This is a genomic window from Rhodopseudomonas palustris HaA2 (assembly GCF_000013365.1).
Classification (GTDB): Bacteria; Pseudomonadota; Alphaproteobacteria; order Rhizobiales; family Xanthobacteraceae; genus Rhodopseudomonas; species Rhodopseudomonas palustris_J.
The window spans coordinates 3,992,020-4,018,600 of the sequence record NC_007778.1 but is presented as its reverse complement, the minus strand read 5'-3'; the positions used below and the strand labels follow the sequence as shown (position 1 = coordinate 4,018,600).

Below are 26,581 nucleotides of genomic sequence, written 5' to 3'. Positions count from 1 at the left end.
CCCCCGCATCATACCAAATCAGGAAGGGCTCCGAGAGGTCGATATGGGCACCATCATTGAATTTCCGGTCGACGCCGCGTCGCGGAGGCCGGGCTCAACCATGGTCCTGCCGCCGGACCATCCCGCGACGATCCTGATCCTTCCGGCGATCCGGATCGAGCGTCATGCCGCGACGCGCGACGACGACGGCCCGGAGCAGGGCGATGCGCCGCGCCGCCGCCGCCGTCGACGCGTCCGTTCCTGAGATCGGCCGACACCATGCGGGCGTTCATCTCTCCGGCCCCGATCCGGGGTGATCGCGCCCGGCTCGTCGGCCTGTTGTCCGCGCTCGTCGCGCTGGCGCTGAGCGGCTGCGCCGGCGGCGATTTCGGCCGCACCCGCGGCGATTTCCGCAACGACGACATGCATCGCTGGATCGGCGTCGAGGCCACCGGCAGCGTCGGCGCGCGGCCGTCCGACTTCCAGCTCACCGACGAAGAGCGCACGCTGCGCGACATGGCCTATCCGCTGATCGAGCCGCCGCGACAGCGGCCGGCATGGAAGACCGTGTTCGGCGACTATCAGCCGATCGCCGCCCCGTGGCGGCAGGCGCCACCGTTCGACCGCACCGCCTACGGCAAGATGCTGATCGACGAGCCGCATCGCTCGCACACCTCGCGCTACGCCGCGCTCAGCGAAGACGTCCGCAACGACCTGACCCGGTTCGAGCCGTTCAAATTCACCGCGATGCGGGTGATCGAACTCGACCGCAAACGCAACGCGGCGCTGAAATACGTCTCCGACCTGTCACCGCGCGAGCGCGCCGACGCGATCGGACGGATGGAGGAGAACGCGCTGATCGTGCAATGGGTGCAGCAGTGCCTGCACCGCCGCGCCTCGTCCTATCGCTGGGCGCTGGAGCGGCTGGTCATCATGGCCCCCGACACCCTCGCCGCCGACGCCGACCGCCTGATCGCCGAGCTGGAAGCGCAGGCGGCGAATCTGTCGATCCCGGCGGGCCCGGCGAAGGGGCATGTGGTGGTGTCGAAGGGGTGAGGGACGGTGCTCGACGAGCTGTTGCGTCATTGCGAGCGCAGCGAAGCAATCCAGCGCCGAGTGTCGAAGTCTGGATTGCTTCGTCGCTGCGCTCCTCGCAATGACGACGTGAGCCACCGTAGGGTGGGCAAGAGGCGCCCAGCGCCGTGCCGACGCATCGTTCAGAGGTCGGGCAATTGCCGCGCCGACGACGTTCGAGCGCTTCATCAACTGATTGAAGCCATGCGGCCCTCTCAAGTGCAGAGTCGTCATCCTGAGGTGCGCGCGTAGCGCGCCTCGAAGGATGCGGCCCCGCGGTGCCCGCGGCCCATCCTTCGAGGCCCGCCGCGCCGCGCATGGCGCGGCCCAGCGGGCACCCCGGATCAAGTCCGGGGCAGGCTCTCAGGATGACGGCGGCAACCGGATCGCGAGCTCTGATTCCATCAGAGCAGAAAGGCTCTCGTTGTCGGTCAGCGCGTGGGCACGCTGCGCTTTGCCCACCCTACAAGGCTATGAGCTGATCACTACGACTTCGCCCCCGGTTCCGGCTGCGGCTTGCAGCTTGCCGAGCCCAGCGCGGCTCTCGCTTGCGGCATCATGCCGGGTTCGGAGGCCAGCGCCTTCATCACGATCAGGCCGGTGGTGGTCGGGGAGTCGATGATCAGGCGGTCGGCGGCGGTGACGTCTTCGTCTTCGGGCAGGTTGCCGTGCTGCTCGGCGGTCATCAGATCGAGTTCGATCACCTTGCGGCCGGCGGAGCGGTCGTTGATCGCGTAGTAGGCGACTTCGTTGCGGGTGTAGAACGACACCGCCGTATAGGCCTGGCTGACCGGCACGGTCAGCTTGATCGGGCCGTTCGACAGATCGTAGCGGCACACCGCGACGGCGAAGGCCGGATCGAGGAACGGCAGCGGCGCATTGTCGGGCGTGGTCGGCGGCAGTTGCGAGACCTCGTTGACCCTGGTCAGCGGCGCCAGCCGCGCATAGGCGTCCTGGCTGGCGATCCGCGGCAGCGCTAGCACGCTGACCAGATGCACGATGCCGCCGAGCACGATGCCGGCGATGACGGTGGTGATGAAGCGGATCATGGGCAGCCCATGGTGGCGATCGACGGCATCGGCGCGTCGCGCTGGGTGCGGGTGGCGACGCCGACCGGCGTGTCGTACAGCCGCAGCACCAGCATATAGCGTTCGACGCCGCCGGTCGGCAGCCAATTGCCGGCGCGCGACCGCGCCGCGACGCGGATCCTGAACGCGCCGTCGGCGGTGCGCAGGATTTCCTGGCTGGTGAAGCCGTAGCGCTCGAGATTGTTGGCGACCAGAGTGCCGCGCGGATCGTACAGCGTCAGCGTCCAGAACCGCGCCGGCGGGGTGACGCCGCTGACCTCGATGTCGCAGCGGCCGTCGAGCGGCCGCTTGGCGTCGTCGGCGGTGGCGATGAAGGCGATGCCGTCGCCGGCGCCGATCGGCAGTTCGCCGCTGCGCGCGATCGAAGCGCGGGCGTAGGGGTCGATTTCGGCGGTGCCGGCGCGCGGCCGGGCGGTCCAGGCGCCGATCGTCAGCGTGCCGAAATCGGTGCCGCGCGTCGCCGTCATCCAGGTCGCGCCGACGCCGACGCCCGCGGCGATGATCAGCGCCAGCAAAGTGAAGAAGATCAGGCGCACGTTGCAACCGTCCTTGCGCTACGAGCCGCCGTCAGTTCTTGCGCGGCGCCGTCGCCGGCGGCCCGTTCGGCGTCGCCGCGGCGAAACTGTCCGGGAATCCGACGCCGGTCGACGACACCGGCTTGGCGGGCGGGGTCTTGTCCATCGCCTTGTCCATGGCCTTGGCGGCGTCGTCCAGCATCTTTTCGACGCGCACCAGAATATCCGCGCCGCGCCGCGTCAGCACCGGTGGCGGCGCCGGTTTGCCGTCGTCGTCGGCGGCGCGCGCATTGGCTTGCGCCTGCGAGGCCGGCAGCCTGGTGCCCATGCCGACGCCGGCGAGCTCCTTGATCTCGACGCCCTGATGCGCCGCGATCATGATGTCGCGCCAGGTCTGCGCCGGCAGCGAGCCGCCGGTCATGCGGTTGGTCGGCGAGTAGTCGTCGTTGCCGTACCACACCGCGCAACTGAAATTGCCGGTGTAGCCGACGAACCAGGCGTCGCGATAGGCGTTGGTGGTGCCGGTCTTGCCCGCGGTCGGAATGCCGTCGAGGGCTGCGCGGCGCGCGGTGCCCTCGGAGACGACGTGGCTCATCATGCCGGCCATGTCGGCGGCGACCGAGGCCGGGATCGCCTGCTTCTGCTTCGGGCCGTCGCGGTCGAACCGCCACACCAGATCGCCGGCGCCGGTGCGCACTTCGAGCACCGCGTGCGGCGTCGGCGCCTTGCCCTTGTTCGGGAAGGTGGCGTAGGCCACCGCGTGTTCGAGCACGGTGACTTCGGTCGAGCCGATCGGCAGCGACGGGGTGTCGATCAGCGGCGCCTTGATGCCGAAGCGGCGCGCGACTTCGACGATCTTGGCGCGGCCGGCCTTCGGCCCGGCCTTGCCGCCGAGCGTGATCGACAGCTTCACCGGCACGACGTTGATCGAGCGGGTGATCGCCTGGGTCAGCGTCACCGAACCCGAATAAGAGTGGCCGTAATTCTGCGGGCACCAATTGCCGATGCAGACCGGGCCGTCGACCACGATCGAGGTCGGCTTGAAGCCGTTGAGCAGCGCGGTCGTATAGACATACGGCTTGAACGACGAGCCGGGCTGGCGATAGGCGTCGACCGCGCGGTTGAACTGGCTGGAGCCGTAGTCGCGGCCGCCGACCATGGCGCGGACGCCGCCGTCGAGATCCGACAGCACCGCGGCGGCCTGCGTCGCATGATAGTCGCGGCCGAACTGGCGGAGCTGGTTCTCGACCGCGGCCTCGGCGGCGCGCTGCACGTTCATGTCGATCGTGGTGCGCACCACGAAGACGCGCTCGGTGTAGGATTTCGGAAACGTCTCGACGATCTTGCGGACTTCCTCGAACGCCCAGTCGAGATAATAGTTCGGCGAATTCTCGTCGCGGCGGTCGACCACCGAGGCCGGATTGCGCCGCGCGCCGAACACCTGGCCCTCGGTCATGAAGCCGGCGTCGACCAGATTGTCGAGCACGACGTTGGCGCGGGCGCGCGCGGCGGGCAGGTTGATGTGCGGGGCGAATTTGGTCGGCGCCTTGAACAGCCCGGCCAGCATCGCGGCCTCGGCGAGGTTCACGTCGCGCACCGATTTGTTGAAGTAGAAATGCGCCGCGCCGTCGGCGCCGAAGGTGCCGCCGCCCATATAGGCGCGATCGAGATACAACTTGAGGATCTCGTTCTTGGTCAGCCGGGTCTCCAGCCAGATCGCCAGAAACGCCTCGTTGACCTTGCGTTCCAGCGTGCGCTCGTTCGACAGGAACAGGTTCTTGGCGAGCTGCTGGGTGATCGAGGAGCCGCCCTGGCGCACGCCGCCGGCCTGCGCATTGGTCACCAGCGCGCGCGCGGTGCCGGCGACGTCGATGCCGAAATGATCGTAGAAGCGGCGGTCCTCGGTGGCGAGCGTCGCCTTGATCAGATTGTCGGGGAAGTCTTCCAGCGGGATCGAGTCGTTGTGCTTGATGCCGCGATTGCCGATCGGATTGCCGTAGCGATCCAGGAAGGAGACGGCGAGGTCGGATTTCTTCAGCCAGTCCTCGTCGCCGGTCTCGCGGAACGCCGGCTGCGCCAGCGCCAGCAGCACCAGCAGGCCGCCGGCGCCCATCGTGGCGGCTTCCGACAGCGGCTCGATGAACACCCAGCGCTTCCAGTGACCGACATAGAAGCGGTCCATGAAAGTGGAGAAGCGCTCCCACAATTCGCGGATGCCGGCGGCCGACGAGAACAGCGTCGAATCCAGCCGCGCGTCGAGGTCCAGAAACCAGTTCCGGATCCGCTGCATCCAATTGTCTGGCAGAATCTTCGGCACCGGCTTCGACCAATCGCGTGACGGCGCCGGGCAGGGCGCCTCCATCCGTCTTGCTGCAGCGTTGCGGCAAACCCAAGGCGCGCGCGGCGATCCCAGGGAATCTCGCCCCTTGTAGCCGAGCGGCGGCCTTAGACCAATGGCCGCGCAGGGATTTTCCTGAACGGGGGCCGTCCGCCGCGCGCTTCAGGCGGGCCGGCGCGGCGAACCGGCTGCGTCGCCGGCGCAACTGCTCCGACGGCGTTTTCGAACGAAGTGGATACCGGTTCGCGTGAAGAAAACGCGTCAAATCAGGAATCGAGAGCTCCGGTTCTGATTCCATCAGAACCGGAAAAGCTCTAGAACGGCCTCCCTGTCCGCATCGACGCAAGCGCCGAAGGCCCGAAAGGCTCGACCAAGGCATGACCGCAGTTCCCAAGAAGATTTCCCCCCAGGACGGGTTCTTCTGGAAAACCAAAACCTTGGAAGAGATGTCCCAGGCCGAATGGGAGAGCCTGTGCGACGGCTGCGCGCGGTGCTGCCTGGAGAAGCTCGAGGACGAGGATTCGGGGCGGATCTATTTCACCCATGTCGGCTGCCGGCTGCTCGATGGCGACGCCTGCGCCTGCCACGACTACGCCAATCGCTCGGAACGGGTGCCGGATTGCGTCCGGCTGACGCCGGAGAACGTGCGCACGCTGAGCTGGCTGCCGCCGAGCTGCGGCTATCGGCTGGTCGCCGAGGGCCGCGATCTGTACTGGTGGCATCCCTTGATCTCCGGCGATCCGAACACGGTGCACGACGCCGGGGTGTCGGTGCGCGGGCGCGTCGAGGCGACCGAGACCGAGGTCTCGGTCGAGGACCTCGAAGATCACATCGTCTCCTGGCCGGCCCTGCTGCCGCGCCGCGCCAAGCTGAAGAAACGGCCGGGCTGAGCGCGACCGGTCCGCTGAACTCCTCGTTGTGGTTCTGTCGGCGGACCCGCTACGCGTGCGACGCCGGGCTGCGCATCGACCACCTGCTGCTCAGCCCGACGCTCGCGATCTTGCTCCTGCGCGCGATCTTCTTACTGGGACGGAGTGAACGGAGTGCTCAGCACCCGCTTCTCCGTCGAGATCAGGAACTTGCGCTTGACGTCGAATCCGCTGCCCGGTTTGCAATCCAGCGCTCTGCCGTCATCGTCGAGACAGCGCAGCGTGCTGCCGACCACGAAGCTGCCGACCTGGTTGCCCTGCGCGATCCCGGCATCGGCATCGAACTGCCAGTGCACACCGAGATAGACCCGGCTGCGCGCATTTTCGTCCTCCGCCGCGCGGAAGTTGACGAAGCGTCGGGTCACTTCCGGTCGCGGCACGTCCGAGCCGGCCGGCTTGTTTTGCCCGTTGTACTCGTCGGAGATGAAGCTGAAGGACGTGTCGTCCGGGTAGAACGCGCGCAGCACTTCGAACAGAGCGCCGCCGAACGTGGCGTGTCCGGAAGGATAGGCCGGGAAAGGAGGCGTGAAGTTGGGACCGCGAACGGAGTTGCTGGCCGGGGCCCCCAGCGCCTTCCAGTAGACGTCGGCATGGGTGGCATCGTTGCCGTCGGTCGCGGCCGCCCGAATGCCGACGACCGGGCGCCAGTAGCGATAGTGATACTTTGCGTCCCATGCGGCGATCGCCGCGTCCGCCATTGCGATGTTGGCGAGCGCGAACAATCGGGCGTAGTTGAGCAGCTTCGGATCCTCGTCCTTGGTATCGCCGTCCTTGATCTGCTGCTGCACGATCTGCCGGATCACCTGATTGTAGAGCCGCGGCGGAGCGCACAGGAAAGCGGTGCCGTCATAAGCCCAGAACGTTCCGATCAGTGTCTGGTCCGCACTGCGTTCAGACCTCGAGCGCTCGGTGTTCTCGCCGCCGAGCTTCCTGACCTCTTCGAAGTCCCGGGCGTATTCGGCGCTGTCGGTCGACGGCGGCGGGGGCGGCCGGAAGGTCGGCACGTTCTTGATGACGAACGGCTGAACGTCCTTCCACTTGCCGCCGAGCGCCGCGGCGATGTTGCTGACGGGGTCGGGTCGCCACTGACCTGATTTTTCCGCGAGCGGAAAGCCAGGATCGCCGACCTGCGGCTCTTCGTGCGCCGAGCCGTCGTTCCGGCGTGCCCGGAGAATCGCCTTCGCGACGGTGATTCCGAGTTCGCGGCCGGCCCGATACATCGGCGCGTTGCGATCCTTGCCGCTCAGGACGGCGCCCTCGTCGATGGCGATGAGATTCTCGATCACATCCACCTGTTGAGGATAAAGCGCCTTCAGGGTCTCACCCGCCGAATACGTGATCGCCATGTCGACCGAGGCGTCTTCTTTCGGATTGGGAATGCCCTGCAGATAGGTCGCGAACACGTATCTCGGCTTGTCGGGTGATTTCGAGTCGAACCGCATCGCCAGATTGATCGCGTCGAACATCGCGATGTGAACGATCGCCATCACCCGGCTCGAGCGGTGCGGGCCGTAATTGTGCAGGGCGGGATTGTCCGGCGTGCCCAATGGCGGCGGAGCATGATCCATCGATGTGGTGTCGAGTGCGATCTGATTCCACATCACGAACCGGTCGAACGCATTCTGCGGGGCGCAAGGAAGTGGCCGCTTATATCTGATCGGCAGTGCCGGGATCGCGCGCTGAAACGCGTCGGGGGCGAAGCAGCTCTTCGCAGCCTCCGCGTTGAGTTGACTCACCTTTTCGCTGGTCACCTCGCGCGAAATCAGGCCGGGACTGAGGATTCGCCGGAAGTCGTCGAGCGATTGTGTCTGAAGCACCGGCTGGGCCGTGGAAACCACGGGAGTGAGCGACAGTATGAACGTCGCGACGAAAACTCGCCTGATCGTCATGGCAATACCTCGCGGATGGAATCATCAAAAAGTAAAAATGACAATAAATAGCAACTTGGTCAGACTGGATGAGTGATCGCGTATCGTCAAGTCGCGTAGTTCACACCGGGTCGTGAGGTGAAGCCGAAAAGTGAACTGGTAACGCCAATAGGGCGGGCGATCGGCTTTGTTGACGAGGATGTGAACGGGCCGTTGCGGTGCGCCATAGGCCTGGTCCGCGGGACGCGTCGGCCTCCGCCAAGATCACCGCGCGGATCGCCGGTATCTGCGGATGGCGCGGCGAGATGTTGGGGCGCGGGCGGGACGGGTTGATCGTGGAGGCCGATCCGGGACCTTCGCGATGGTGAAGTGGCGCAAACCGTCGAACGACCTGCGCGGCGTGCCGCTGTGGGAGCATGGCGGCATCGTCTGCACCAGTCTGCATCAGAAAGGCTCTCGACGCCCCGCCGACGCGCCGAGTCGCGTCACCCCTCGATGCAGTGTCGAGGAGCCTGGGATGGGCGCGTCGACGGGCGATGTCGTGCTCGCCTGGGCGGCGCATGACGCCGGCGCTTCGGCGCAGATGGGCGATGCACCGGCGGGCCTTTCAAATTGCTGCGGCTTCGCGCAGAACGGCGCCCATGACCGCATTGATCATCCTCGCTCTCGCCGGCCTGTGGGCCGGCATGCAGAACACGCTCGCCGGTGGCGGCTCGTTTGTCACGCTGCCGGCGCTGCTGCTGACCGGGCTGTCGCCGCTGGCGGCCAACATCACCTCGACGGTGGCGCTGTTTCCCGGGCAGCTGGCCTCGGGCTACGCCGGCCGGACGATGGTCCAGGGTGTCGGCCGGCTGTCGTTTGTCTGGCTGGTCGTCATCAGCCTGGTCGGCGGCGCGCTCGGCGCGCTGCTGCTGCTGATCACGCCGCCGACCATCTTCGCGCGGATGATGCCGTGGCTGGTGCTGTTCGCGACGCTGATTTTCGCCTGGGGCAGCTTTCGGCGCAAGCCGCCGGCGCAGGCCAAGGAGATCAGCCTGCCGCTGCTGGTCGGCGCGCAGTTCATGATCGCGATCTATGGCGGCTATTTCGGCGGCGGCATCGGCTTTCTGATGATGGCGGCGCTGTCGATCGCCGGCATGAAGCCGCGCAACGGCAGCGCCACCAAGAACGCGCTCGCCGCGGCGATGAACGCGTCGGCGGTGGCGATGTTTGCGTTCTCCGACGACGTGAAATGGCTGGAGGCGCTGGTGCTCGCCGGCTCGTCCACCGTCGGCTATCTCGCCGGCGTCTGGGTGCTCCGCCGCGTCAACGAGCAATGGCTGCGGTTCGGCGTCATCGTGCTCGGCGTGGCGCTGACGGCGGGGCTGTTCTGGCGGCAGTTTTAGAAGCCGTTGCGGCGCGTTTGCGCCTCGATGACTTCGTCATCGCCCGGACGAGCCGGGCGATGACGTTGTGCGTGTATCCTGAGGCCGCGCGTCCCCATCACCAGCGATAGCTGGCGGTCGCTGTGATCACCCGCGGGGCGATGTACTGGCAGCCGCCGGTGGCGGTGCACATCGCGTTGTCCTTGTCGGCGATGTTCTTGACGTTGAGCGCCAGGTTGATGCCCTTCGGCTGGCGATAATGCAGCCCGGCGTCGAACACCGTATAGGCGTCGTTGGTGAACGTGTTGAGGATGTCCATGTAGGACTCGCCGATGTAGCGGAAGCCGGCGCCGAAGCCCCATCCGGCGAGCGGCCCGCTCTGCAGCGTGTAGTCGGCGAAGGCGGACGCCATGTGGCGGGGGATCAGCACCGGCATCTTGCCGACGTCGCCGTTGTTGCTCTGGGTATTCTTCAGGTTCTGCAGCGTGTAGCTCGCCAGAACATTCAGTCCCGGCACCGGCTTGGCCAGCATCTCCAGCTCGAGGCCGCGCGAATTCACCTGGCCGGTCTGGATGCTGTAGTTCAGATGGTTCGGATCGGCAGTCAGCACGTTGTCCTGGGTGAGGTCGAACACCGCCGCGGTGAACAGCAGATCGCGGTTCGGCTGGAACTTGATGCCGCCCTCGTATTGCTTGCCCTTGGTGGGCTTGAAGGCGTTGGAGTTGAAATCGACGCCGCCTGTCGGCAGGAACGATTCGGAATAGCTGACATAGGGCGCGAGGCCGTTGTCGAACAGATAGGTCAGGCCGGCGCGCTTGGTGAAGGCGGTGTCGTCGTTGAGCTGCGGCACGCCGGTGAGGCGGTTGAGGATGGTCTGTTGAGCCGCGTCGTAGCGGCCGCCGAGCGTCAGGATCCAGTTCTGCAGCTTGATCTGGTCCTGCAGATAGACGCCGGCCTGGTTCAGGTTCTGCTTGTAGCTCTGCAGCCGGAGCGTCGGCATCGCCACCGCCTGGCCGTAGACCGGATTGAGCACGTCGAGCGACGGCGCCAGGCCGCCGAACGATTCGCCTTCGAGCTTGAACGCCTGATAGTCGGTCCCGAACAGCATGGTGTGCTGCAGCGGGCCGGTCGTGGTCTTGGCGATGACGTGGTTGTCGGTGCCGAAGCTGTCGCTGTTCTCGAGCACGCGGCGCGCGTTCCGCGCAAACACGGTCTGGGTGTCGAGCGGCGTGCCGGCCAGGGTGATCGAACGATACTCCAGATCGACGTGGCCGTAGCGCGCCCGCGAGCGCACGATCAGATCGTCGCTGAAGCGGTGTTCGAACTGATAGCCGATCCGGTACTGGGTCTGATCGAAGGTGTTGTACGACGGATCGCCGAGATACAGCGGCAGCGGGCGCATGTCGACGACCTTGCCGCCGCGGACGGTGGCGACCGACACCGGGCTGGCGATGCCGGTGACGTCGTGCTGATAGTCGCTGAGGAACGTCAGGGTGGTGTCGTTGGTCGGCCGCCAGGTGATGGCCGGCGCGATATAGGCGCGGTCGTCCTTGATCTTGTCGGAAAACTTCGCGACCTGCGCGTCGGAATCCCGTAACACGCCGGTGAGCCGATAGAGCACGGTCTTGTCCTTGTCGACCGGGCCGCCGACGTCGAACGCGCCCTGCAGCCGGTCGGCGCTGCCGACCAGGCCGACCACCTCGCCGAATGCCTGGTCGGTCGGCCGCTTACTGATCAGATCGATCAGGCCGCCGGGCGGGCTCTGGCCGTACATCACCGAGCTCGGGCCCTTGACGACGTCGATGCGCTCCACGCCGTAGGGCTCGTTGCGGAACACCGAGAAATAGGCCGAGCCGTTGGCGGTGTCGCGCAGGCCGTCGCGGAAGTTGGAGAAGCCGTTGGTTTCGAAGCCGCGGATGCGCGCCTGATCGTAGCGTGGGTCGCCGCCGAACGTCTGCACCGCGACGCCGGCGGTGTATTGCAGCGCCTGCGCGACGGTGTCGATGCCGCGCGCGTCGAGGTTGTCACGGCTGATCACGGAAATCGATTGCGGGGTCTCGATCAGCCTGGTGTCGGTCTTGGTGCCGCTGGCGCTGACGCTCGGCACGAAGCCGCGCACCGGATCGGTGCCGCGTTCGAACACGGCGCGCTGCGTCGGCTGTGCCGGCTGCGGCGCTTGCGCGGCACGCTGTGCGGATCTGCGCGAGCGTCCGGTGGCGGAGCGGCTTCTGTCACGCGGCGCTTGCGCCTGCCGCCGGCTCGCCTGCGGCGCTGTGATTTCGACGGCGGGCAGCTCGGTCGCCGCCGGCTTGGCCCCCTGTGCGGCCGCGGAAGACGGAAGCCAAACGATCGGCACGATCAACGCGCTGGTCAGCCATAGGGTTTTGAGCACAGGTCTACGACCGGCGTTCGCGCCGGCAATAACGGATTTCATTGGTCGCCCCCAGTTTCGAGAGACGAACTAATCGAATGCAACAACGTGTATCAATGTGAACGCGAAGCTTCTGCGGGAATACAGTTTGGAATTGCTCGAACGAAAGACGCGTCGCAGGCATCGGCGCATTGCGGTGAGGCGCTTATCGCGTTGGTATTGCTGACGTGCCGGAAGTGAGACGAGAGCGTGCCGGTGCGACGGGTGTCTTTGAATCGTTCAAAGCGGGAATCGTTCAAAGCGGGAGATGTCTCGGCTGCGAAACGAGCGAGCTGTGATTGTCGCTGGTGCGGCGCCCCCGTTTGCATTCCGTCGCCTGGAAAACAGACTGTTCTCGGGCCGTCCAAACCGGGTAAGCTGCCGCTGCCGGCACGGGCTGGTCTGGGTGGAAGCGGCATGGAGCGTTGGGCAATCGGAATTGCGCTGGCGGTGGTGGCTGCGCTCTGGCTGTCGCCGGCGCGCGCCGAAAAGCGCGTCGCGCTGGTGATCGGCAATTCCGGCTATCAGAACGTGTCGCGGCTCGACAATCCGAAGAACGACGCGGTGCTGATGGCGGAGACGCTGAGTGTGATCGGCTTCACGCTGGTCGGCGGCCGCGCCCAGCTCGATCTCGACAAGCCGTCGCTGGATTCCGCGGTGCAGAATTTCGGCCGACAGATCCAGGGCGCCGACGTCGCGCTATTCTACTTTGCCGGCCACGGCGTGCAGATCAGCGGCGCCAATTATCTGGTGCCGGTCAACGCCAATCCGACCCGCGAGGCCGACGTCGATTTCCAGATGGTCGACGTCAACGTCGTGCTGCGGCAGATGCAGGCGGCCGGAACGCGGCTGAAGATCGTCATTCTCGACGCCTGCCGCAACAACCCGTTCGGCGCGCGAGGACTGCGATCCTCCGAAGGTGGCCTCGCGCAGATGCGCGCGCCCGACGGCACGCTGATTTCCTACGCGACCCAGCCCGGCAGCGTCGCGCTCGACGGCGGCGATGGCCACAGCCCGTATACGCGCGCGCTGGCGGCGACGGTGAAGCGGGCCGGGCTCGATCTGTTCCAGACCTTCAATCAGGTCGGCCTCGCGGTGATGCGTGCGACCGGCGGCGCTCAGCAGCCCTGGGTGTCGTCGTCGCCGATCGACGGCACGTTCTACTTCGTCGCGCCGGCGCTGCCGCTGCCGCCCGCGTCGCCGTCGCCGATGCAGGAGGCGCGACTGAGCGAGACCCCGCGTCGCGATCCCGATCGCGCGCCGCTGACCGATGCCGGTGCGCTGCGCGAACTGCGCGACCGGCTGTACGAACGCAATTTCGATCCCGACGTGCCGGACGACAAAGCCGGCTTGCGCACGGCGATCGCCAAGTTCCAGGAGAAGGCGGCGCTGCCGCAGACCGGGGAGGCGACCGAAGGCGTGCTCGCGCGGCTGCGGCAGACCGACGATCTGAAGCCGTGGGGATCGATCGTGTACGACCCGGACAACGAGAAGTGGGGAATGTCCTGGAACCACGCGTCGCGGAAAGCCGCGGTGTCGGACGCCGGCGCGAAATGCAGCGGCGCGCCGTGCAAGGTCGAACTCAGCTTCTACGGCCAGCGCTGCGGCGCCTTCGCGGTGTCGGCGATGGCGTGGTCGCTGGTCGACCGCGACAGCGTCCAGGCGGCGAAGGATGCCGCGCTCAGCGCCTGCGGCAAGTCCGGCAAGCCGTGCCGCGTGATCGGCGCGGTCTGCGCCGACGGCTCCGGCCGCTGACTCCGGTGGCGGCCGGCCGCTACTGCTTCGACGCGGTCCAGCGGCCGACGCAGCCGTCGGAGCGTCGAAACGATCCGGAGCCGCTGCGGGCCGAGAAACGGCCGGAGCTGGTCCAACTGATGCCATTGGCAGAGCCCGCGCCGGTCGTGGCGCCGTTCGGCGCGACCCGGCCCGAGGTGTATTGTCCGATGATCCTGCCGCTGGTGATGACGATCGCCTCGGTGGCGCCGCCGCAGGGTGTGCCGACGCTCGCGACCGACCATGCGCCGTCGAAATTGCCGCCGCCCGCACCGGCACCGCCCCCACCGCTCTTGCGTGCGGCGGGGCGTGTCGTCTCGGCGGCGGGCTTGCTGCGCCGTGCCGGCTTGGCCGGCTCGACGGTCCGCGGCGTCGCGCGCGTTCCGGACAGCGACTTCTCGGTGTTGCCGATGCTGCCGCCGGCGCTGCCCGATTGCGCGCCTGCGGGGCCGGGCAGGCCGACGACGGCGAACGCGGCGGACAGCAGGGCGGCTCTCGTCACGAATCGAACGACGTCTTGCATGGCACCGAGTTCCATCGCGGCATGGATGTTGCGAGCACGCGAATGAGGTTCGCCGGTGTCAGTTGATGCGTCAAGTCTTGCGATGCCGCAGCAGCATGTGGCCGTGCGACGACGAGGTGTGAATGCTGCCGGAGCGCGCGCGTTGGCGTCACCGCGACCTGAGTTTCGCCGCGCGCGGCCGCGTCACCTCCGTAAAACTACGGCTCGTGACTATCCCAAATAGCACACCCAGGCGGATTGTGAGACAAGCAGTACATCCGCGGCGCGCTGCGTCGTGGTCCCCTTCCTTGGGGCGTTTCCTCCCTAGACTTGGCCCGGGCGCCGATCGGCGACCGGGCCTTTTTATTGTTTATGATGACGTGCGTCAGCTTATTATGACGTGCGTCAGCCCATCACGCCCTTTGCCCCCTCCCGATCCGTAAGCACGCGCCCATCCGGCGGTCCGTGGAACCCCACCGACGTTCCGTCGTCCTCGGCCGGACGCGCCGGGACAGGCACGCACCGGAACGGTGCCGGGCTGATGTTGGCGGCCGGACCGGGGTGGGCCATGCTCGCCCCAGGACGATTTCGCTCGCAATTATTTTGTAGATACGATATATTGCCATGAAAATCCTGTGGGACGAGCACAAGCGCGTCGTCAATCTCGAGGCCCATGGTTTGGACTTTGCCGACCTCGACGGCGCATATTTCGAGAGCGCTGTGATCCGGCCTTCGTATTCCGGGCGCTATCTGGCATTCGGTCGATTGAATGCCGATGCAGTTGCGGTGGTCTTCAAACCGCTGGGACGCGAAGCGATCAGCGTCATCAGTCTGCGGCCCGCCAACCGACGCGAAAGGGAGCTGTTCGATGGCTAAGAAGACGTTGAAGACCTTCCAGCCCGACCGTGGCTACACCAAAGAGGACTGGGACGAAGTGGGCGACAATCCGGAATGGACCGCCGAGGATTTCGCCAAGGCGCGTCCGTTCGCCGAAGTCCTCCCCGACCTCGCGGCCTCGATCCGGCGCGGGCGCGGGCCGAACAAGGCGCCGACCAAGAAGCTGGTATCGCTGCGGCTGTCGCGCGAAGTGATCGACAAATACAAGGCCGGCGGCGACGGCTGGCAATCGCGCATCGACGCGGATCTGCGGCGGATCAACAAGATCAAGTAGGCGGCGGCACGGGCGCCGCCGCGTTAGAGCAGCCCTGGTTTTGATGGAATCACCGCCGTCATCCTGAGGTGCCCGCTGGGCCGCGCCATGCGCGGCCCAGCGGGCCTCGAAGGATGAGCCGCAAGCGCCTTGGCCGCATCCTTCGAGGCTCGCTGCGCTCGCACCTCAGGATGACGACGCCGTACGCGAGAATGCGGCGTGGCTTCAGTCAAGCGATGAACCGCTCTAGTGACCGTCCCGCTCCGCCTCACAGCCCGAGAAACTTGAACGGCTCGCTCGGCCTGAAGCGGTCGTGGACCTCGCCGGAGAAGGTGTTGCTCTGGCCGGGGCCGAGGTCGAGCTTCTGCACCGTGCCCTTGTCGGCCGAGAAGTCGATTTTGGTCAGGTCGACCCAGAACACGTTCGGGGTCAGCGCGGATTCGAAGAAGTACAGTTTGCGCTTGTGATCGACCACGGTGCGCCAGCGCGTCGAGGAGATGTTCGGCTGGTCGGGCGTGGTGATGCCGTAGGGCACCGAGGCGTTGCGGATCACGCCGAACACGCTGGCGATGGCTTCGACCGGATTCTCCGCTTTCGGGATCGCATCGACATAGAACGAGGCGCGGGCGAAGCGGTCCGCGGCGCGGTTGGTGCCCGGCAGCATCACGGTGCCGCCGATCTGCTTCCAGTAGGCGTTGAGCGCGAGCTGCTGATCGAAGGTCGGCGAATTGGTCATCACCTGATACTGCCGGCCGTGATGGATCACCTGCTTGCCGTCGATATATTCGATGATGGCGCTATCGCCGCTTTTGTCCGACAGCGACAGGTGCACGGTCGCCAGCCGGTTCTCGTCGGGGAGTTGCGCAGTGACCACGGTGAACGGTTCCTTCGCCAGCGCCGCGACCGCCTCCTGCACATTGGCGAAATTGTCGAGCACGTATTGCGGCCACAGCGACAGCGCGAGGCCGGGCCTGCCGCCGTCGAGCTTCGGATAGGTCGATTCCGCCAGCCACAGCACGTTGGCCACCAGGCCGGCCTCGTTGACGCCGTCCGAGGTCGCGATGTCGTAGGCCGAGGCGATCACGCTGCCGTAGCGCGCGGTCCATTGTGCCGAATTCGGCCCGGCCTCGCCGGAGCGCTTGATGCCGCGCGGGAAGATCCAGAGATTGGTGCCGATGTCGCGCGCCCAGTCCATCGAGCGCGCGGTGATCACCTGATCGCCGGCGCCGAGATAGACCAGGCGGGTGCAGGCTTTCGCAGCGGGCGCGAGCAGGGCGCCGCTGGCAAGCAGTGCGGCGATGGAGACGGTCACGAAACGACGCCTGAATGCAATCATGGCTGTGGCTCCGATGGCTGGATCTGTCTGAATGAGCTGGGCCGACCCGACATGTGAAATACCGATCGTTCAAGATCGCGGGACCGCGTCGCCGAGCTTGGCACGACAGTGCAACAAATCGATGTGCCGGACGACTCATAGTTGACGAAACATCGATGTGATCGGCGGGGATAGCATCCCGCGTTGCGGGAAAGCGCGGGGCCCCCGGTATGCGTGAACCACCCATGCGCCGAAGCCGCTGTCTTGGGCGGATTTGATGCGCTATTGAACTTCAATAGCGAATTCCCCCCGATGCCAGCCCGACGAGATTCCGCGACCGCATGAGCATGTCCGAACACCGACGCCGTGAGCCGTCCGGCAGGCAATTGTTGTCCGACGAAGCGGCGGCGGAACTGTCGCACATTCCCACCGAAGTGATCGATCTCGGCGACGCGCCGCCGCTGGCGCCGGCGAATACGCTGTCGCAGGGCGAAGTCCGCGCCATCCTGATGAGTCTGCTGCTGGCGATGTTCCTCGCCGCGCTCGACCAGACCATCGTCGCCACCGCGCTGCCGACGATCGGGCGGCAGTTCGGCGACGTCGAGAATCTGTCCTGGGTGATCACCGCTTATCTGTTGTCGTCGACCGCGGTGGCGCCGGTGTTCGGCAGCCTCGCCGACATTTACGGCCGCCGCGCCACCATCATCGCGTCGATCAGCCTGTTCATCGCCGGTTCAGTGATGTGCGCGCTGGCGCCGAGCCTGCTGGTGCTGATTCTCGGTCGCGCGCTGCAGGGGCTGGGCGGCGGCGGCATCATGCCGATCGTGCAGACGGTGATCTCGGACGTGGTGACGCCGCGCGAGCGCGGCAAGTATCAGGCCTATTTCTCCGCCGTCTGGGTCTCGGCCGGGATCGGCGGGCCGATCCTCGGCGGCGCCTTCGCCGAGCATCTGCACTGGTCGATGATCTTCTGGATCAATCTGCCGCTGGCGATCGGCGCGCTGGCGTTGCTGCTGCCGAAGATGGCCAAGATTCCGACGTATCACCGCCGCCGCAAGGTCGACTGGCTGGGCGGCGTGCTGCTGATGGCCTCGGCGATGGCGGTGATGCTGGCGCTGACCTGGGGCGGCACGCGGTTCTCCTGGCTGTCGCCGACGATCCTGGCGCTGAGCGGCGGCGCAGTGCTGCTCGCGGTGTGCTTCGTCTGGCACGCGCTGCGGGCGCCCGAGCCGTTCCTGCCGCTGCAATTGATGGGCGGCACGGTGGTGCCGTGGGCGATGGCGGCGGGCGGCTTCGCGATGGGAGCGATGATCGGCCTGACGGTGCACATGCCGCTGTACTACGAGGCGGTGTATCACCTGACCGCGAGCCAGTCCGGCCTGGCGCTGATCCCGATCGCCGCGGTGTCGGTGCTCGGCGCGGCGTTCACCGGCCGCGCTATGGTGAAGGTCGAGCGCTACAAGCGGATCGCGATCCTCGGCACCGGCTTCTCGGCGCTGATGGCGGCGGCGATCGCGGTGACGACGCCGCTGCCGCTGTGGCTGTTCCTGGCGCTGCTGTCGCTGTTCTCGATCGGGCTCGGCACGGTGTTCCCGGTCACCGTGGTGTCGATCCAGAACGCGGTGGCGCGGCCGCAGATCGGCACCGCGACCGGGGCGATGAACTTCTTCCGCGCGCTGATGGCGTCGTTCACGGTGGCGGCGTTCACCGCGGTGCTGCTGATCGCGTTCGGCGGCGAGATCCAGCTCGGCGGCGCCGAGCATCGCCACGCCATCGGCACGGTCGCTGCCGCCGACATGGTGGCGGCGTTCCGCTGGGTGTTCGCCGCGGCCGCCGCGATGCTGGCCGCGTCGGCGATCTGCGTGGCGATCATGGAAGAGCGCACGCTCGCCGGTCCGGAGCAGACTTCGCCGCCGCCGCTGGAGATGGCCGAGTAGGACGGCGCCTGGCCCGGCGCCTGCGCCGCGGACGTCCGATCGCGATCCATTTTACGGAATTTCGACACCTTCCCGCGGAAATTGACTAGTCTGCCGCAGAAACGCCGGTCGTCCGCCGCAGGGCGCGCGACAATCGGGGCGGGACGCGGTCGGCTGGAACGAATGACGGGCAGGCAATGACGACAGCGGGCGGCAACGATGGTCTCGTCTGACGGCGGCGGCGAGTCGCTGCGCAAGCGGCGGCAGCGCAATCGTGCGCGGCTGCGGCTGGCGACCGCGCTGACCGTGATTGCGCTGGTCGCGGGCGCGCTCGGGGTGCTGTTCTACGAATTGCGGCCGGTGACGTTGCGGATCGCGGTGGGGCCGCCGGGCAGCGACGATCTCAAGCTGATTCAGGCGCTGGCGCAGACCTTCGTGCGCGATCGCAGTGCGGTACGGCTGACGCCGGTGACGACCGACGGCGCGACGCCGAGTCTGTCCGCATGGCGCGAGGGCCGCGCCGATCTCGCCGTCACCCGCGGCGACCTCGATCTGCCGACCGACGCGCAAGCGGTCGCGATCCTGCGCAAGAACGTGGTGACGCTGTGGGCGTTGCCGGGCAGGGGCAAGAAGCCGGTCGCGGTGAAGAGCATCGCCGAGCTCGCCGGCCGTAAGGTCGGGGTGATCGGGCGCACGCCGGCCAACGTCAAGCTGTTGCACATCATCCTCGCCGAATCCGGCGTGTCGCCCGACAAGGTGCAGACCGAGCAGTTCGCCGTCACGGCGATCGCCGAGATGGCGCGCGACGAGCAGCTGTCCGCCTTTCTGTCGGTCGGCCCGCTCGACAGCAAGATCACGGCGGAGGCGATCGCCGCCACCGCGAAGGCGCGCGGCGAGCCGCGGTTTCTGCCGATCGACGTCGCCGATTCCATCGCCAAGAAACATCCGATCTACGATTCCGAGGAGATCCCCGGCAGCACCTTCTCGTCCGCGCCGGCGCGGCCCGAAGACAAGGTCGACACCGTCAGCATCAACCACCTGATCATCGCCAAAAGTGCGCTGTCGAGCCTCGATATCGCGCAGCTCACCCGGCAGATCTTCGCCGCGCGGCAGCAGCTCGCGCGCGAACTGCCGATCGCCGCCAAGATCGAGGCGCCCGACACCGACAAGGCCGCCGCGCTGCCGGCCCATAGCGGCGCCGCCGCCTTCATCGACGGCACCGAGCGCACCTTCATGGAGCGCAACAGCGACTACATCTGGGGGCTGGTCGTGCTGCTCTCCGGGCTCGGCTCGGCCGGCGCGTGGTTTCGCTCCTACGTCACCCGCGACGAGCGCGCCGCCGGCGCCAGGATGCGCGACCGCGCGCTCGCGCTTGTCGCAAAAGCCCGCAAGGCGCATTCGCTCGACGAGCTCGACGCCATGCAGCTCGAGATCGATCACATCCTGCGCGACATGCTGGACTGCTATGACGACGGCGCGATCGACGATCTGGCGCCGTTCAACCTGGTGCTCGAGCAGTTTCACCACGCCGTCGCCGACCGGCGACAGAGTCTGACGATCGCGAGCGGCGGAATAGCGCCGGCGCATCCGGATGCCCTCGGCGTGCCGGGTGCATAGCTGCGGCTGCTTTCGCGTGCCCGAGGCGGTTTCCGCGATGGAACCGTCAATTCTCCAGTAATCATTGGGCTCTAATCTGGACATCCGGCGTGGAAGAAACCGCGCGGCCCGTGTATGGGCGGACGACAGGAGACGACGGTGCGACGCCTGATTTCCCGATTCACTTGCGGCACGTCCGGCGCCACCGCCATCGAATATGCGCTGATCGCCGCCGGATTGAGCATCGTGATCCTCGTCACGGTCAACGGACTCGGCAGCAAGCTCAACACCAGCTACACCTCGGTCAATACCGCGCTCAAGTAAGCCCGCGCGGCGCCGCCTCCCTGCGCGCCCCGAGCCGCGGAGCCGGCGGACGGATGGTTAAGCAGCGCTGATGATCGCACCGGCAATCCCCGGCATTTCGCGACGTCAATTTTCAGACCCTCCGGCTATCACTCGCCCCGGTTCAAACAGACATGTGCGGGGGCACCATGCAGCAGATCGAACTCCACGCCGGCCCGGTCGGCCGGCTCAGCCGTCGCGACATCCTGGCGGCGCTCGCGGCCGCCGCGATCACGCTGCTGCTGGCGCCGGTGATCGGGCTGATGCTGCTGCTGGTCGGATAGGCCGCGACACCGCGCCGGCGCGGACACCCGTGCTCGCGATTCTGTCTTTCTCTCTTCTATTCTTGCGCAGGAAAAAAGTCCTTGACAGCGTGACGCTGCCGCAGTAGGGTTCGGCCATGCTCCACAATTGGGTTCGCGGGACGAGGCGCTGATCATCGCGTCAGCGACGTCGCCGGCACTTTGCGTGCCCAGCGCCCCCCGATCAGGTGGCTCCGATTCGCGCTGATTCGCTTCGTGTCGCCGACGGCGCCGCGCGTCGCGTCCATCGCAGCAAGAGCATCGCCGCCGGAACATCGCAGATGGTCGCGCGTTGGCGCTTTGAGATGCCGTTCACGGTATCGGGCGACCAGCAGGAGGCGATCGATGGCAGGCAAGGATCCGGGGCATGTCGAAACGACGACAGCAACCGAAGCGAGGCAGGGCGAGCGTGGGCCGTCCATGCTGGCGCTTCTGTTGGCGAGCACCGGTTTAGCCATCCTGATTCTCGGCGTGATCTGGTTCGTCTGGTTCAGAGTCTGAGTAGCTGTGTACGCTGCGCGATCATTCGTGCGACGCCCGGATGTATCAGCAAGGTAGCAAACGGGCGGATGGTGCAATCCAACTGATCGCGCGCGTGCAAGAAACAGCGCGATCATCGCCACATCGTCGCATGGGATGTCGCGCCGTCGGCAGCTGATCTGGCTCGTAGTTGCACGCATCTGACTATTAAGTAATTGTTCCGATGTCTCGCTCATAAGACCGATACTCAAGCTGTCGGCTCGATCTCGGGTGAGGAGATTTCGGATGTTCGGTCGCCGTTCGAAGAAGAACCCTGATGCGCTGGCGCTGATGGCGGCCAAGGCGGTCCGAGCCAACATCATGGTGTCGGACGCCAATCTCGACATCGTCTACATGAACGATGCGGTGACGTCGCTGTTGCGCGAAGCCGAATCCGACATGAAGAAGGAAATGCCGAACTTCAACGTCGACACGCTGGTCGGCACCAATATTGACGGCTTCCACAAGAATCCGAGCCATCAGCGGCAGATGCTGAAGAGCCTCAGTTCGGTGCATCGCGCCACCATCAAGGTCGGGCCGCGGAGCTTCGATCTGGTGGCGACGCCGCTGAACAATGCCGACGGCAGCCGCGCCGGCGTCGTGGTCGAATGGGCCGACGCCGCGATCCGGCTGCAGAACGTCGATTTCGCCGGGCAGGTCGAAGCGATCGGCAAGTCGCAGGCGGTGATCGAATTCAACATGGACGGCACCGTCCGAACCGCCAACGAGAATTTCCTGAGGACTCTCGGCTACTCGCTGGCCGAGATCCAGGGCAAGCACCACAGCATGTTCGTCGAGCCGTCGATGCGCGGCACGACCGCCTATCGCGAATTCTGGGCGGCGCTGAACCGCGGTGAATTCCAGGCCGCCGAATACAAGCGGATCGGCAAGGGCGGCAAGGAAGTCTGGATTCAGGCGTCCTACAATCCGATCCTCGACGAGAAGGGCAAACCCGCCAAAGTGGTGAAATTCGCCACCGACGTCACCGAGCAGAAGCTGAAGAACGCGGATCTCGCGGGGCAGATCGAGGCGATCGGCAAGTCGCAGGCGGTGATCGAGTTCAACATGGACGGCACCATCATCAACGCCAACGACAATTTCCTGAACGCGCTCGGCTATACGCTGGCCGAGATCAAGGGCAAGCACCACAGCCTGTTCGTCGATCCGCACGAGCGCGAGGGTGCGGCGTATCGCGAATTCTGGGCGTCGCTCGGCCGCGGTCAGTATCAGGCGGCGGAATACAAGCGGATCGGCAAGGGGGGCCGCGAAGTCTACATCCAGGCCTCCTACAATCCGATCCTCGATCTCAACGGCCGGCCGTTCAAGGTGGTGAAATACGCCACCGACGTCACCCAGCAGGTGCTCGCCCGGATGGGCAATGAGCGCGTGCGCAGCATGATGGAAACCGTCGCCGCCGGCGCCGAGGAACTCAACGCGTCGGTCCGCGAGATCTCCGCGACGATGACCAAGTCGCGCGAGACCGCGGCCGGCGCCGTCGAACGCGTGGCGAATGCCGACGCTCAGGCGCAGCGCCTCACCAGCGCGGCGCAGGCGATGAGCGGCATCGTCGAACTGATCAACAACATCACCGGGCAGATCAATCTGCTCGCGCTCAACGCCACGATCGAATCGGCGCGGGCCGGAGAGGCCGGCCGCGGCTTCGCCGTGGTCGCCGCCGAGGTCAAGAACCTCGCCAACCAGGCCAAGCAGGCCACCGACAAGATCGGCGAGGAAATCGGCAGCCTCAACATTATCTCGGGCGACGTCGCCGGCGCGCTGAACGCGATCAAGGAAGCGATCACCCATGTCAGCGAATATGTGACGTCGACCGCGGCTGCGGTCGAGGAGCAGAGCACGGTGACCAGCGAAATGTCGACAAGCATGCAACGTGCCGCCGCCGAGGCCGCCAGCATCGCGGCCGGCTGATCGATTCATCGAACTTCGACGAGTGGGCCGGCGGCGCGATCGTTCGCGCTGCGCGGCCCGCGTTCGTTTTGCGGCTGAACGTCGCTGCACCAACCTCCCTGAACCGAGGGCTGTGCCCATGGCCATTCGTCCACGCGCGTCGGCGACCAAGCCGGCGGCGCGATCCGCCGTGCGCGCGCCGCGCAACGCGCCCGCCGCCCGGCTCGCCACCATCGAGGCGACGACCCGCAAAGTCGACGCGCCCGTCCGGATCGACCCGGCCGACACCGACGGCAAGGCCCGGGTGAAGCGGATGCTGGACCGCGCCGCGACCAGCCGCACGACCAAGACGCCGGCGGCGAAGAAAGTGGTGGTGACCAAGACCGCCGCCAACACGACCGCGACCAAGACGAGCGCGACCAAGACCAATGCTACCAAGACCAATGCTACCAAGACCATTGCTACCAAGACCCGTGCGACCAAGACGGCCGGATCGAGCATCGCCACGAAAGCGGTGGCGAAGAAGACCGTCGCGAACAAGAATGTCGCCGACAAGGTCGCAGCCGAGGCCTGTGCCACGGACGCGGACGCCGCGGAGACTGCGGAGACCGAGACGGTCGCCGCTCACGGCGCCGCGCCACCGCCGCCGCGCCGCCGCGGCCCGAGCGGCGTCACCCGGAATGCGGTCGAGCGCTGCAACGATCCGCCGCCGCTCGGCGGTCTGCCGCTGATCGACCGCGTCGGGCGCGCCGCCGAGCGCGAGATCGAACGCATCGAAGTGATCGTCGGCGGCAACCACATCAAGCCCGCGCAGCGCACCGAAGCCGAGCGCCGCGCCCGCACGCTGGCATCGCTCGCCCGCACGCTCGCCGCGCTGCGCACGCTGCGCAGCGATGAGCAGCGCAGGAGAACGCGCGATGACGACGCCATTCCCCGAGACCTCGACGAGTTCAGGCGCGCGCTTTCGCGACGACTGGAGCAGTTGGTCGACGGCCGAGCGCGACCACCTGCTGCAGGGGATGAGTGAGGCGGAACTCGCCTTTCTCGACGCGCAATGGGACGTGTTCGCGCATGATCATCAGCGCCCGCCGCTGTTCGCAGCGAACGGCAGACCGTGGCTGACCTGGCTCCTGATCGGCGGCCGTGGCGCCGGCAAGACCCGCGCCGGTGCCGAATGGATCCGCTGCCAGGCGCTCGGGCTCGCTCCCTTTGCAAGCGAGCCGGTGGCGCGGATCGCGCTGGTCGGCGAGACCGAGCACGACGTCCGTGAAGTGATGATCGAGGGCGTCTCCGGCCTGCTGGCAGTGCATCCGCCGGATCAGCGGCCGCAATGGCAGCCGTCTCGGAAGCGACTGGAATGGAGCAACGGCGCGGTGGCGCAGGCGTTTTCCGCCGACGACCCGCAGAGCCTGCGCGGGCCGCAATTTTCCTGCGCCTGGTCCGACGAGATGGCGAAGTGGCGCTACGCGCAGGACGCCTTCGACATGCTGCAATTCGGACTGCGGCTCGGTTCGCAGCCGCGGCAAGTGATCACCACCACGCCGCGGCCGACCGCGCTGCTGAAACGATTACTTGCCGATCCATCCGCGGTGACGACGCACGCGCCGACCCGCGCCAACGCGTTGAATCTGGCGCCGACCTTCCTGGAAGGCGTGATGGCGCGCTACGCCGGCACGAGGCTCGGGCGTCAGGAACTCGACGGCGAACTGATCGAGGACCGGCCCGACGCGCTGTGGTCGCGCGCGCTGATCGAGAGCTGCCGGGTCGTCGACGCGCCGCCGCTGCAGCGCCTCGTCGTCGCGGTCGATCCGCCGGCGTCGTCCGGCAAGCGCGCGGATTCTTGCGGCATCGTCGCCGCCGGCATCGCCGAGAACGGCGTCACCTATGTGCTCGCCGACGACAGCGTCGCGGCGGCGACGCCGACGCTGTGGGCCAGCAAGGCGATCGCGCTGTGGCGACGGCTCGACGCCGATGCGCTGATCGTGGAGATCAACCAGGGCGGCGAGATGGTGAAGGCGGTGATCAACGAGATCGATCGCGGCGTGCCGGTGACGCCGGTGCGCGCCTTCCGAGGCAAATGGCTGCGCGCCGAGCCGGTCGCGACGCTGTACGCGCAGGGCCGCGTCAAGCACGCCGGCTGCTTTCCCGCGCTCGAAGACGAGATGGCCGATTTCGGCACCTCGGGCCTCTCCAACGGCCGCTCGCCGGACCGCCTCGACGCGCTGGTCTGGGCCGTGAGCCACCTCGCCCTCGCGCCGCGCATCGCCGAGCCGCGGGTGCGGGTGCTGTGAAGATGGGATTGTGAACGACCGCGTATCAATGCCGTGTCCCGGGCGCGCCGCGGCACGCAATGCCGCTGCGCAGAACCGGGACCGTTACGAGGAATGAATCGCCGCGCCGATATGATCGACTTTCGCCGTAGCGGCCCCGACTCTCCAGGCCGCGCTGCGTCCGGGGCACGCCGGTCTGGCAAACAATTTCCGAAAGAAATCAACGGACAGCATCATGCTCGATCGCCTCAAAGCCTTTCTCGCGACCCCTGAAGTCAAAGCCTCGCGCACCGCGAAACTGCTGGCGTTCGAATCCGGAGGCGTTGCACGGTGGACACCGCGGGACTACGCGCGGTTGTCGCGCGAAGGTTATGTCTCCAACGCGGTGGTGCATCGCTGCGTCCGGCTGATCGCCGAAAACGCGGCGGCCTGCACGTTTCTGGTGTTCGACGGCGCGCAGGAGAAGGAGGCGCATCCGCTGGCGCAACTGATCGCGCGGCCGAATCCGCGGCAGGACGGCGCCGCGCTGTTCGAGACGCTGGTGGCGCATCTCTTGCTCGCCGGCAACGCCTATGTGGAGGCGGTGGCGCTCGGCGACGCGGTGCACGAACTCTACGCGCTGCGGCCGGACCGGATGAAGGTGGTGCCTGGGCCGGACGGCTGGGCCGCGGCCTACGACTACGTGGTCGGCGGCCGCAGCGTGCGGTTCGATCAGCACGCGACGCCGGTGCCGCCGATCCTGCATCTGACGTTCTTTCATCCGCTCGACGATCATTATGGTCTGGCACCGCTCGAGGCCGCCGCGGTCGCGGTCGACACCCACAACGCCGCGGCGCGCTGGAACAAGGCTCTGTTGGACAATTCGGCGCGGCCCTCCGGCGCGCTGATGTATGCCGGGCCGGAAGGCGCGGTGCTCTCCGACGAGCAGTTCGGCCGGCTGAAGCGCGAGCTGGAGACGACCTATGAGGGCGCCGCCAATGCCGGCCGGCCGCTGCTGCTCGAAGGCGGGCTCGACTGGCGGCCGATGGCGCTGTCGCCGAAGGACATGGACTTCCTCGAAGCCAAACACGCGTCCGCGCGAGAAATCGCGCTCGCCTTCGGCGTGCCGCCGATGCTGCTCGGCATTCCGGGTGACAACACCTTTGCGAACTATCAGGAAGCCAACCGCAGCTTCGTCCGCCAGACTGTGCTGCCGCTGGCGACCCGGATCGGCAATGCGCTGGCGCAATGGCTGGCGCCGCAATTCGGCGACGGCGTGCGCCTCGTGATCGACACCGACCGCATCGACGCGCTGGCGAGCGACCGCGTCGCGCTGTGGGAACGCGTCAGCGCCGCGCCGTTCCTGACGCTGAACGAGAAGCGTGAAGCCGTCGGCTACGCGCCGCTCGACGGCGGCGACCGGCTGGGGTGAGGGCGGGGCCGGAAG

23 protein-coding genes are annotated in these 26,581 nt (G+C 66.9%); 16 read left to right on the top strand and 7 right to left on the bottom strand.

Going from position 1 to position 26,581, the window contains the following annotated elements:
* The first annotated feature begins 43 nt into the window (after positions 1 to 43).
* Positions 44 to 244, top strand: a complete 201-nt coding sequence (locus RPB_RS17710; RefSeq protein ID WP_041798324.1) for a hypothetical protein — start codon at positions 44 to 46, stop codon at positions 242 to 244.
* A gap of 14 nt (positions 245 to 258) precedes the next feature.
* Positions 259 to 1,035: a hypothetical protein gene (locus tag RPB_RS17705; protein ID WP_011442388.1), complete on the top strand. Its 777-nt coding sequence runs from the start codon at positions 259 to 261 to the stop codon at positions 1,033 to 1,035.
* Between the two features lie 503 nt (positions 1,036 to 1,538).
* Here the strand turns inward: RPB_RS17705 and RPB_RS17700 are convergent.
* The 3 genes from RPB_RS17700 to RPB_RS17690 are packed head-to-tail and all read right to left on the bottom strand — an operon-like array spanning position 1,539 to position 4,973.
* Positions 1,539 to 2,102, bottom strand: coding sequence for a DUF1254 domain-containing protein (locus RPB_RS17700; protein WP_011442387.1), 564 nt, complete (start codon positions 2,100 to 2,102; stop codon positions 1,539 to 1,541).
* Complete coding sequence (locus tag RPB_RS17695) at positions 2,099 to 2,677, bottom strand: DUF1214 domain-containing protein (protein WP_011442386.1); 579 nt, start codon at positions 2,675 to 2,677, stop codon at positions 2,099 to 2,101. Before RPB_RS17695 ends, RPB_RS17700 begins: the two co-directional genes overlap by 4 nt.
* A gap of 31 nt (positions 2,678 to 2,708) precedes the next feature.
* Positions 2,709 to 4,973 (bottom strand): transglycosylase domain-containing protein, encoded by a 2,265-nt coding sequence (locus RPB_RS17690; RefSeq protein WP_041798848.1) that lies wholly within the window; start codon positions 4,971 to 4,973, stop codon positions 2,709 to 2,711.
* A 398-nt stretch (positions 4,974 to 5,371) separates the two neighbouring features.
* Here RPB_RS17690 and RPB_RS17685 point away from each other — a divergent pair, with 398 nt between their 5' ends.
* Positions 5,372 to 5,884, top strand: a complete 513-nt coding sequence (locus tag RPB_RS17685; protein ID WP_011442384.1) for a YcgN family cysteine cluster protein — start codon at positions 5,372 to 5,374, stop codon at positions 5,882 to 5,884.
* Between the two features lie 131 nt (positions 5,885 to 6,015).
* Here the strand turns inward: RPB_RS17685 and RPB_RS17680 are convergent, their stop codons facing one another.
* Complete coding sequence (locus tag RPB_RS17680; RefSeq protein ID WP_198135125.1) at positions 6,016 to 7,740, bottom strand: vanadium-dependent haloperoxidase; 1,725 nt, start codon at positions 7,738 to 7,740, stop codon at positions 6,016 to 6,018.
* A 692-nt stretch (positions 7,741 to 8,432) separates the two neighbouring features.
* On the opposite strand from RPB_RS17680, the gene RPB_RS17675 reads away from it, so the two are divergent.
* Positions 8,433 to 9,176: a sulfite exporter TauE/SafE family protein gene (locus RPB_RS17675; RefSeq protein WP_011442382.1), complete on the top strand. Its 744-nt coding sequence runs from the start codon at positions 8,433 to 8,435 to the stop codon at positions 9,174 to 9,176.
* 97 nt (positions 9,177 to 9,273) lie between these two features.
* Here the strand turns inward: RPB_RS17675 and RPB_RS17670 are convergent, their stop codons facing one another.
* Complete coding sequence (locus tag RPB_RS17670; protein ID WP_011442381.1) at positions 9,274 to 11,589, bottom strand: TonB-dependent siderophore receptor; 2,316 nt, start codon at positions 11,587 to 11,589, stop codon at positions 9,274 to 9,276.
* Positions 11,590 to 11,982: 393 nt separating this feature from the next.
* Here RPB_RS17670 and RPB_RS17665 point away from each other — a divergent pair, with 393 nt between their 5' ends.
* Positions 11,983 to 13,320 (top strand): caspase family protein, encoded by a 1,338-nt coding sequence (locus RPB_RS17665; RefSeq protein ID WP_011442380.1) that lies wholly within the window; start codon positions 11,983 to 11,985, stop codon positions 13,318 to 13,320.
* Positions 13,321 to 13,339: 19 nt separating this feature from the next.
* On the opposite strand, the gene RPB_RS17660 is transcribed toward RPB_RS17665, so the two are convergent.
* Positions 13,340 to 13,861, bottom strand: coding sequence for a hypothetical protein (locus RPB_RS17660; RefSeq protein ID WP_041798845.1), 522 nt, complete (start codon positions 13,859 to 13,861; stop codon positions 13,340 to 13,342).
* A 603-nt stretch (positions 13,862 to 14,464) separates the two neighbouring features.
* Here RPB_RS17660 and RPB_RS17655 point away from each other — a divergent pair.
* Positions 14,465 to 14,716, top strand: coding sequence for a BrnT family toxin (locus RPB_RS17655; RefSeq protein WP_011442378.1), 252 nt, complete (start codon positions 14,465 to 14,467; stop codon positions 14,714 to 14,716).
* Entirely contained in the window at positions 14,709 to 15,011 is a 303-nt protein-coding gene (locus RPB_RS17650) for a BrnA antitoxin family protein (RefSeq protein ID WP_011442377.1), read from the top strand. The genes RPB_RS17655 and RPB_RS17650 overlap by 8 nt, the downstream gene beginning before the upstream one ends.
* A 247-nt stretch (positions 15,012 to 15,258) precedes the next feature.
* Here the strand turns inward: RPB_RS17650 and RPB_RS17645 are convergent, their stop codons facing one another.
* A complete protein-coding gene (locus RPB_RS17645; protein WP_011442376.1) occupies positions 15,259 to 16,326 on the bottom strand; it encodes a linear amide C-N hydrolase in 1,068 nt (355 codons plus the stop codon).
* A 320-nt stretch (positions 16,327 to 16,646) separates the two neighbouring features.
* Here RPB_RS17645 and RPB_RS17640 point away from each other — a divergent pair, with 320 nt between their 5' ends.
* The 9 genes from RPB_RS17640 to RPB_RS17605 all read left to right on the top strand — a co-directional run bounded on the left by RPB_RS17640 (position 16,647) and on the right by RPB_RS17605 (position 26,566).
* Complete coding sequence (locus RPB_RS17640; protein ID WP_011442375.1) at positions 16,647 to 18,242, top strand: MDR family MFS transporter; 1,596 nt, start codon at positions 16,647 to 16,649, stop codon at positions 18,240 to 18,242.
* Between the two features lie 198 nt (positions 18,243 to 18,440).
* Positions 18,441 to 19,838 carry a TAXI family TRAP transporter solute-binding subunit gene (locus RPB_RS17635; RefSeq protein ID WP_011442374.1) on the top strand — a complete coding sequence of 466 codons (1,398 nt, stop codon included), beginning with the start codon at positions 18,441 to 18,443 and terminating at the stop codon, positions 19,836 to 19,838.
* A gap of 138 nt (positions 19,839 to 19,976) precedes the next feature.
* On the top strand, positions 19,977 to 20,141 hold the full coding sequence (locus RPB_RS17630; RefSeq protein WP_011442373.1) for a Flp family type IVb pilin: 165 nt from the start codon (positions 19,977 to 19,979) through the stop codon (positions 20,139 to 20,141).
* Between the two features lie 167 nt (positions 20,142 to 20,308).
* A complete protein-coding gene (locus RPB_RS17625; RefSeq protein ID WP_011442372.1) occupies positions 20,309 to 20,443 on the top strand; it encodes a twin-arginine translocation signal domain-containing protein in 135 nt (44 codons plus the stop codon).
* Between the two features lie 363 nt (positions 20,444 to 20,806).
* Positions 20,807 to 20,962, top strand: a complete 156-nt coding sequence (locus RPB_RS24910) for a hypothetical protein (protein WP_198135124.1) — start codon at positions 20,807 to 20,809, stop codon at positions 20,960 to 20,962.
* A gap of 264 nt (positions 20,963 to 21,226) precedes the next feature.
* Positions 21,227 to 22,906, top strand: coding sequence for a PAS domain-containing methyl-accepting chemotaxis protein (locus RPB_RS17620; RefSeq protein WP_011442371.1), 1,680 nt, complete (start codon positions 21,227 to 21,229; stop codon positions 22,904 to 22,906).
* A gap of 22 nt (positions 22,907 to 22,928) precedes the next feature.
* Complete coding sequence (locus RPB_RS17615) at positions 22,929 to 23,912, top strand: hypothetical protein (RefSeq protein WP_157038857.1); 984 nt, start codon at positions 22,929 to 22,931, stop codon at positions 23,910 to 23,912.
* Positions 23,905 to 25,176, top strand: coding sequence for a DNA-packaging protein (locus tag RPB_RS17610; RefSeq protein WP_011442369.1), 1,272 nt, complete (start codon positions 23,905 to 23,907; stop codon positions 25,174 to 25,176). Before RPB_RS17615 ends, RPB_RS17610 begins: the two co-directional genes overlap by 8 nt.
* 214 nt (positions 25,177 to 25,390) lie before the next feature.
* Complete coding sequence (locus tag RPB_RS17605; protein ID WP_011442368.1) at positions 25,391 to 26,566, top strand: phage portal protein; 1,176 nt, start codon at positions 25,391 to 25,393, stop codon at positions 26,564 to 26,566.
* Positions 26,567 to 26,581 lie beyond the last annotated feature (15 nt).

What these genes read in the sequence shown, in the direction of transcription:
- RPB_RS17710 (WP_041798324.1), top strand. Translation starts at nt 44, where the DNA reads ATGGGCACCATCATTGAATTTCCGGTCGACGCCGCGTCGCGGAGGCCG.
- RPB_RS17610 (WP_011442369.1), top strand. Translation starts at nt 23,905, where the DNA reads ATGAGTGAGGCGGAACTCGCCTTTCTCGACGCGCAATGGGACGTGTTC.
- RPB_RS17660 (WP_041798845.1), bottom strand. Translation starts at nt 13,861, where the DNA reads ATGCAAGACGTCGTTCGATTCGTGACGAGAGCCGCCCTGCTGTCCGCC.
- RPB_RS17685 (WP_011442384.1), top strand. Translation starts at nt 5,372, where the DNA reads ATGACCGCAGTTCCCAAGAAGATTTCCCCCCAGGACGGGTTCTTCTGG.
- RPB_RS17640 (WP_011442375.1), top strand. Translation starts at nt 16,647, where the DNA reads ATGAGCATGTCCGAACACCGACGCCGTGAGCCGTCCGGCAGGCAATTG.
- RPB_RS17700 (WP_011442387.1), bottom strand. Translation starts at nt 2,102, where the DNA reads ATGATCCGCTTCATCACCACCGTCATCGCCGGCATCGTGCTCGGCGGC.
- RPB_RS17655 (WP_011442378.1), top strand. Translation starts at nt 14,465, where the DNA reads ATGAAAATCCTGTGGGACGAGCACAAGCGCGTCGTCAATCTCGAGGCC.
- RPB_RS17620 (WP_011442371.1), top strand. Translation starts at nt 21,227, where the DNA reads ATGTTCGGTCGCCGTTCGAAGAAGAACCCTGATGCGCTGGCGCTGATG.
- RPB_RS17665 (WP_011442380.1), top strand. Translation starts at nt 11,983, where the DNA reads ATGGAGCGTTGGGCAATCGGAATTGCGCTGGCGGTGGTGGCTGCGCTC.
- RPB_RS24910 (WP_198135124.1), top strand. Translation starts at nt 20,807, where the DNA reads ATGGCAGGCAAGGATCCGGGGCATGTCGAAACGACGACAGCAACCGAA.
- RPB_RS17625 (WP_011442372.1), top strand. Translation starts at nt 20,309, where the DNA reads ATGCAGCAGATCGAACTCCACGCCGGCCCGGTCGGCCGGCTCAGCCGT.
- RPB_RS17650 (WP_011442377.1), top strand. Translation starts at nt 14,709, where the DNA reads ATGGCTAAGAAGACGTTGAAGACCTTCCAGCCCGACCGTGGCTACACC.
- RPB_RS17705 (WP_011442388.1), top strand. Translation starts at nt 259, where the DNA reads ATGCGGGCGTTCATCTCTCCGGCCCCGATCCGGGGTGATCGCGCCCGG.
- RPB_RS17675 (WP_011442382.1), top strand. Translation starts at nt 8,433, where the DNA reads ATGACCGCATTGATCATCCTCGCTCTCGCCGGCCTGTGGGCCGGCATG.
- RPB_RS17670 (WP_011442381.1), bottom strand. Translation starts at nt 11,589, where the DNA reads ATGAAATCCGTTATTGCCGGCGCGAACGCCGGTCGTAGACCTGTGCTC.
- RPB_RS17635 (WP_011442374.1), top strand. Translation starts at nt 18,441, where the DNA reads ATGGTCTCGTCTGACGGCGGCGGCGAGTCGCTGCGCAAGCGGCGGCAG.
- RPB_RS17605 (WP_011442368.1), top strand. Translation starts at nt 25,391, where the DNA reads ATGCTCGATCGCCTCAAAGCCTTTCTCGCGACCCCTGAAGTCAAAGCC.
- RPB_RS17645 (WP_011442376.1), bottom strand. Translation starts at nt 16,326, where the DNA reads ATGATTGCATTCAGGCGTCGTTTCGTGACCGTCTCCATCGCCGCACTG.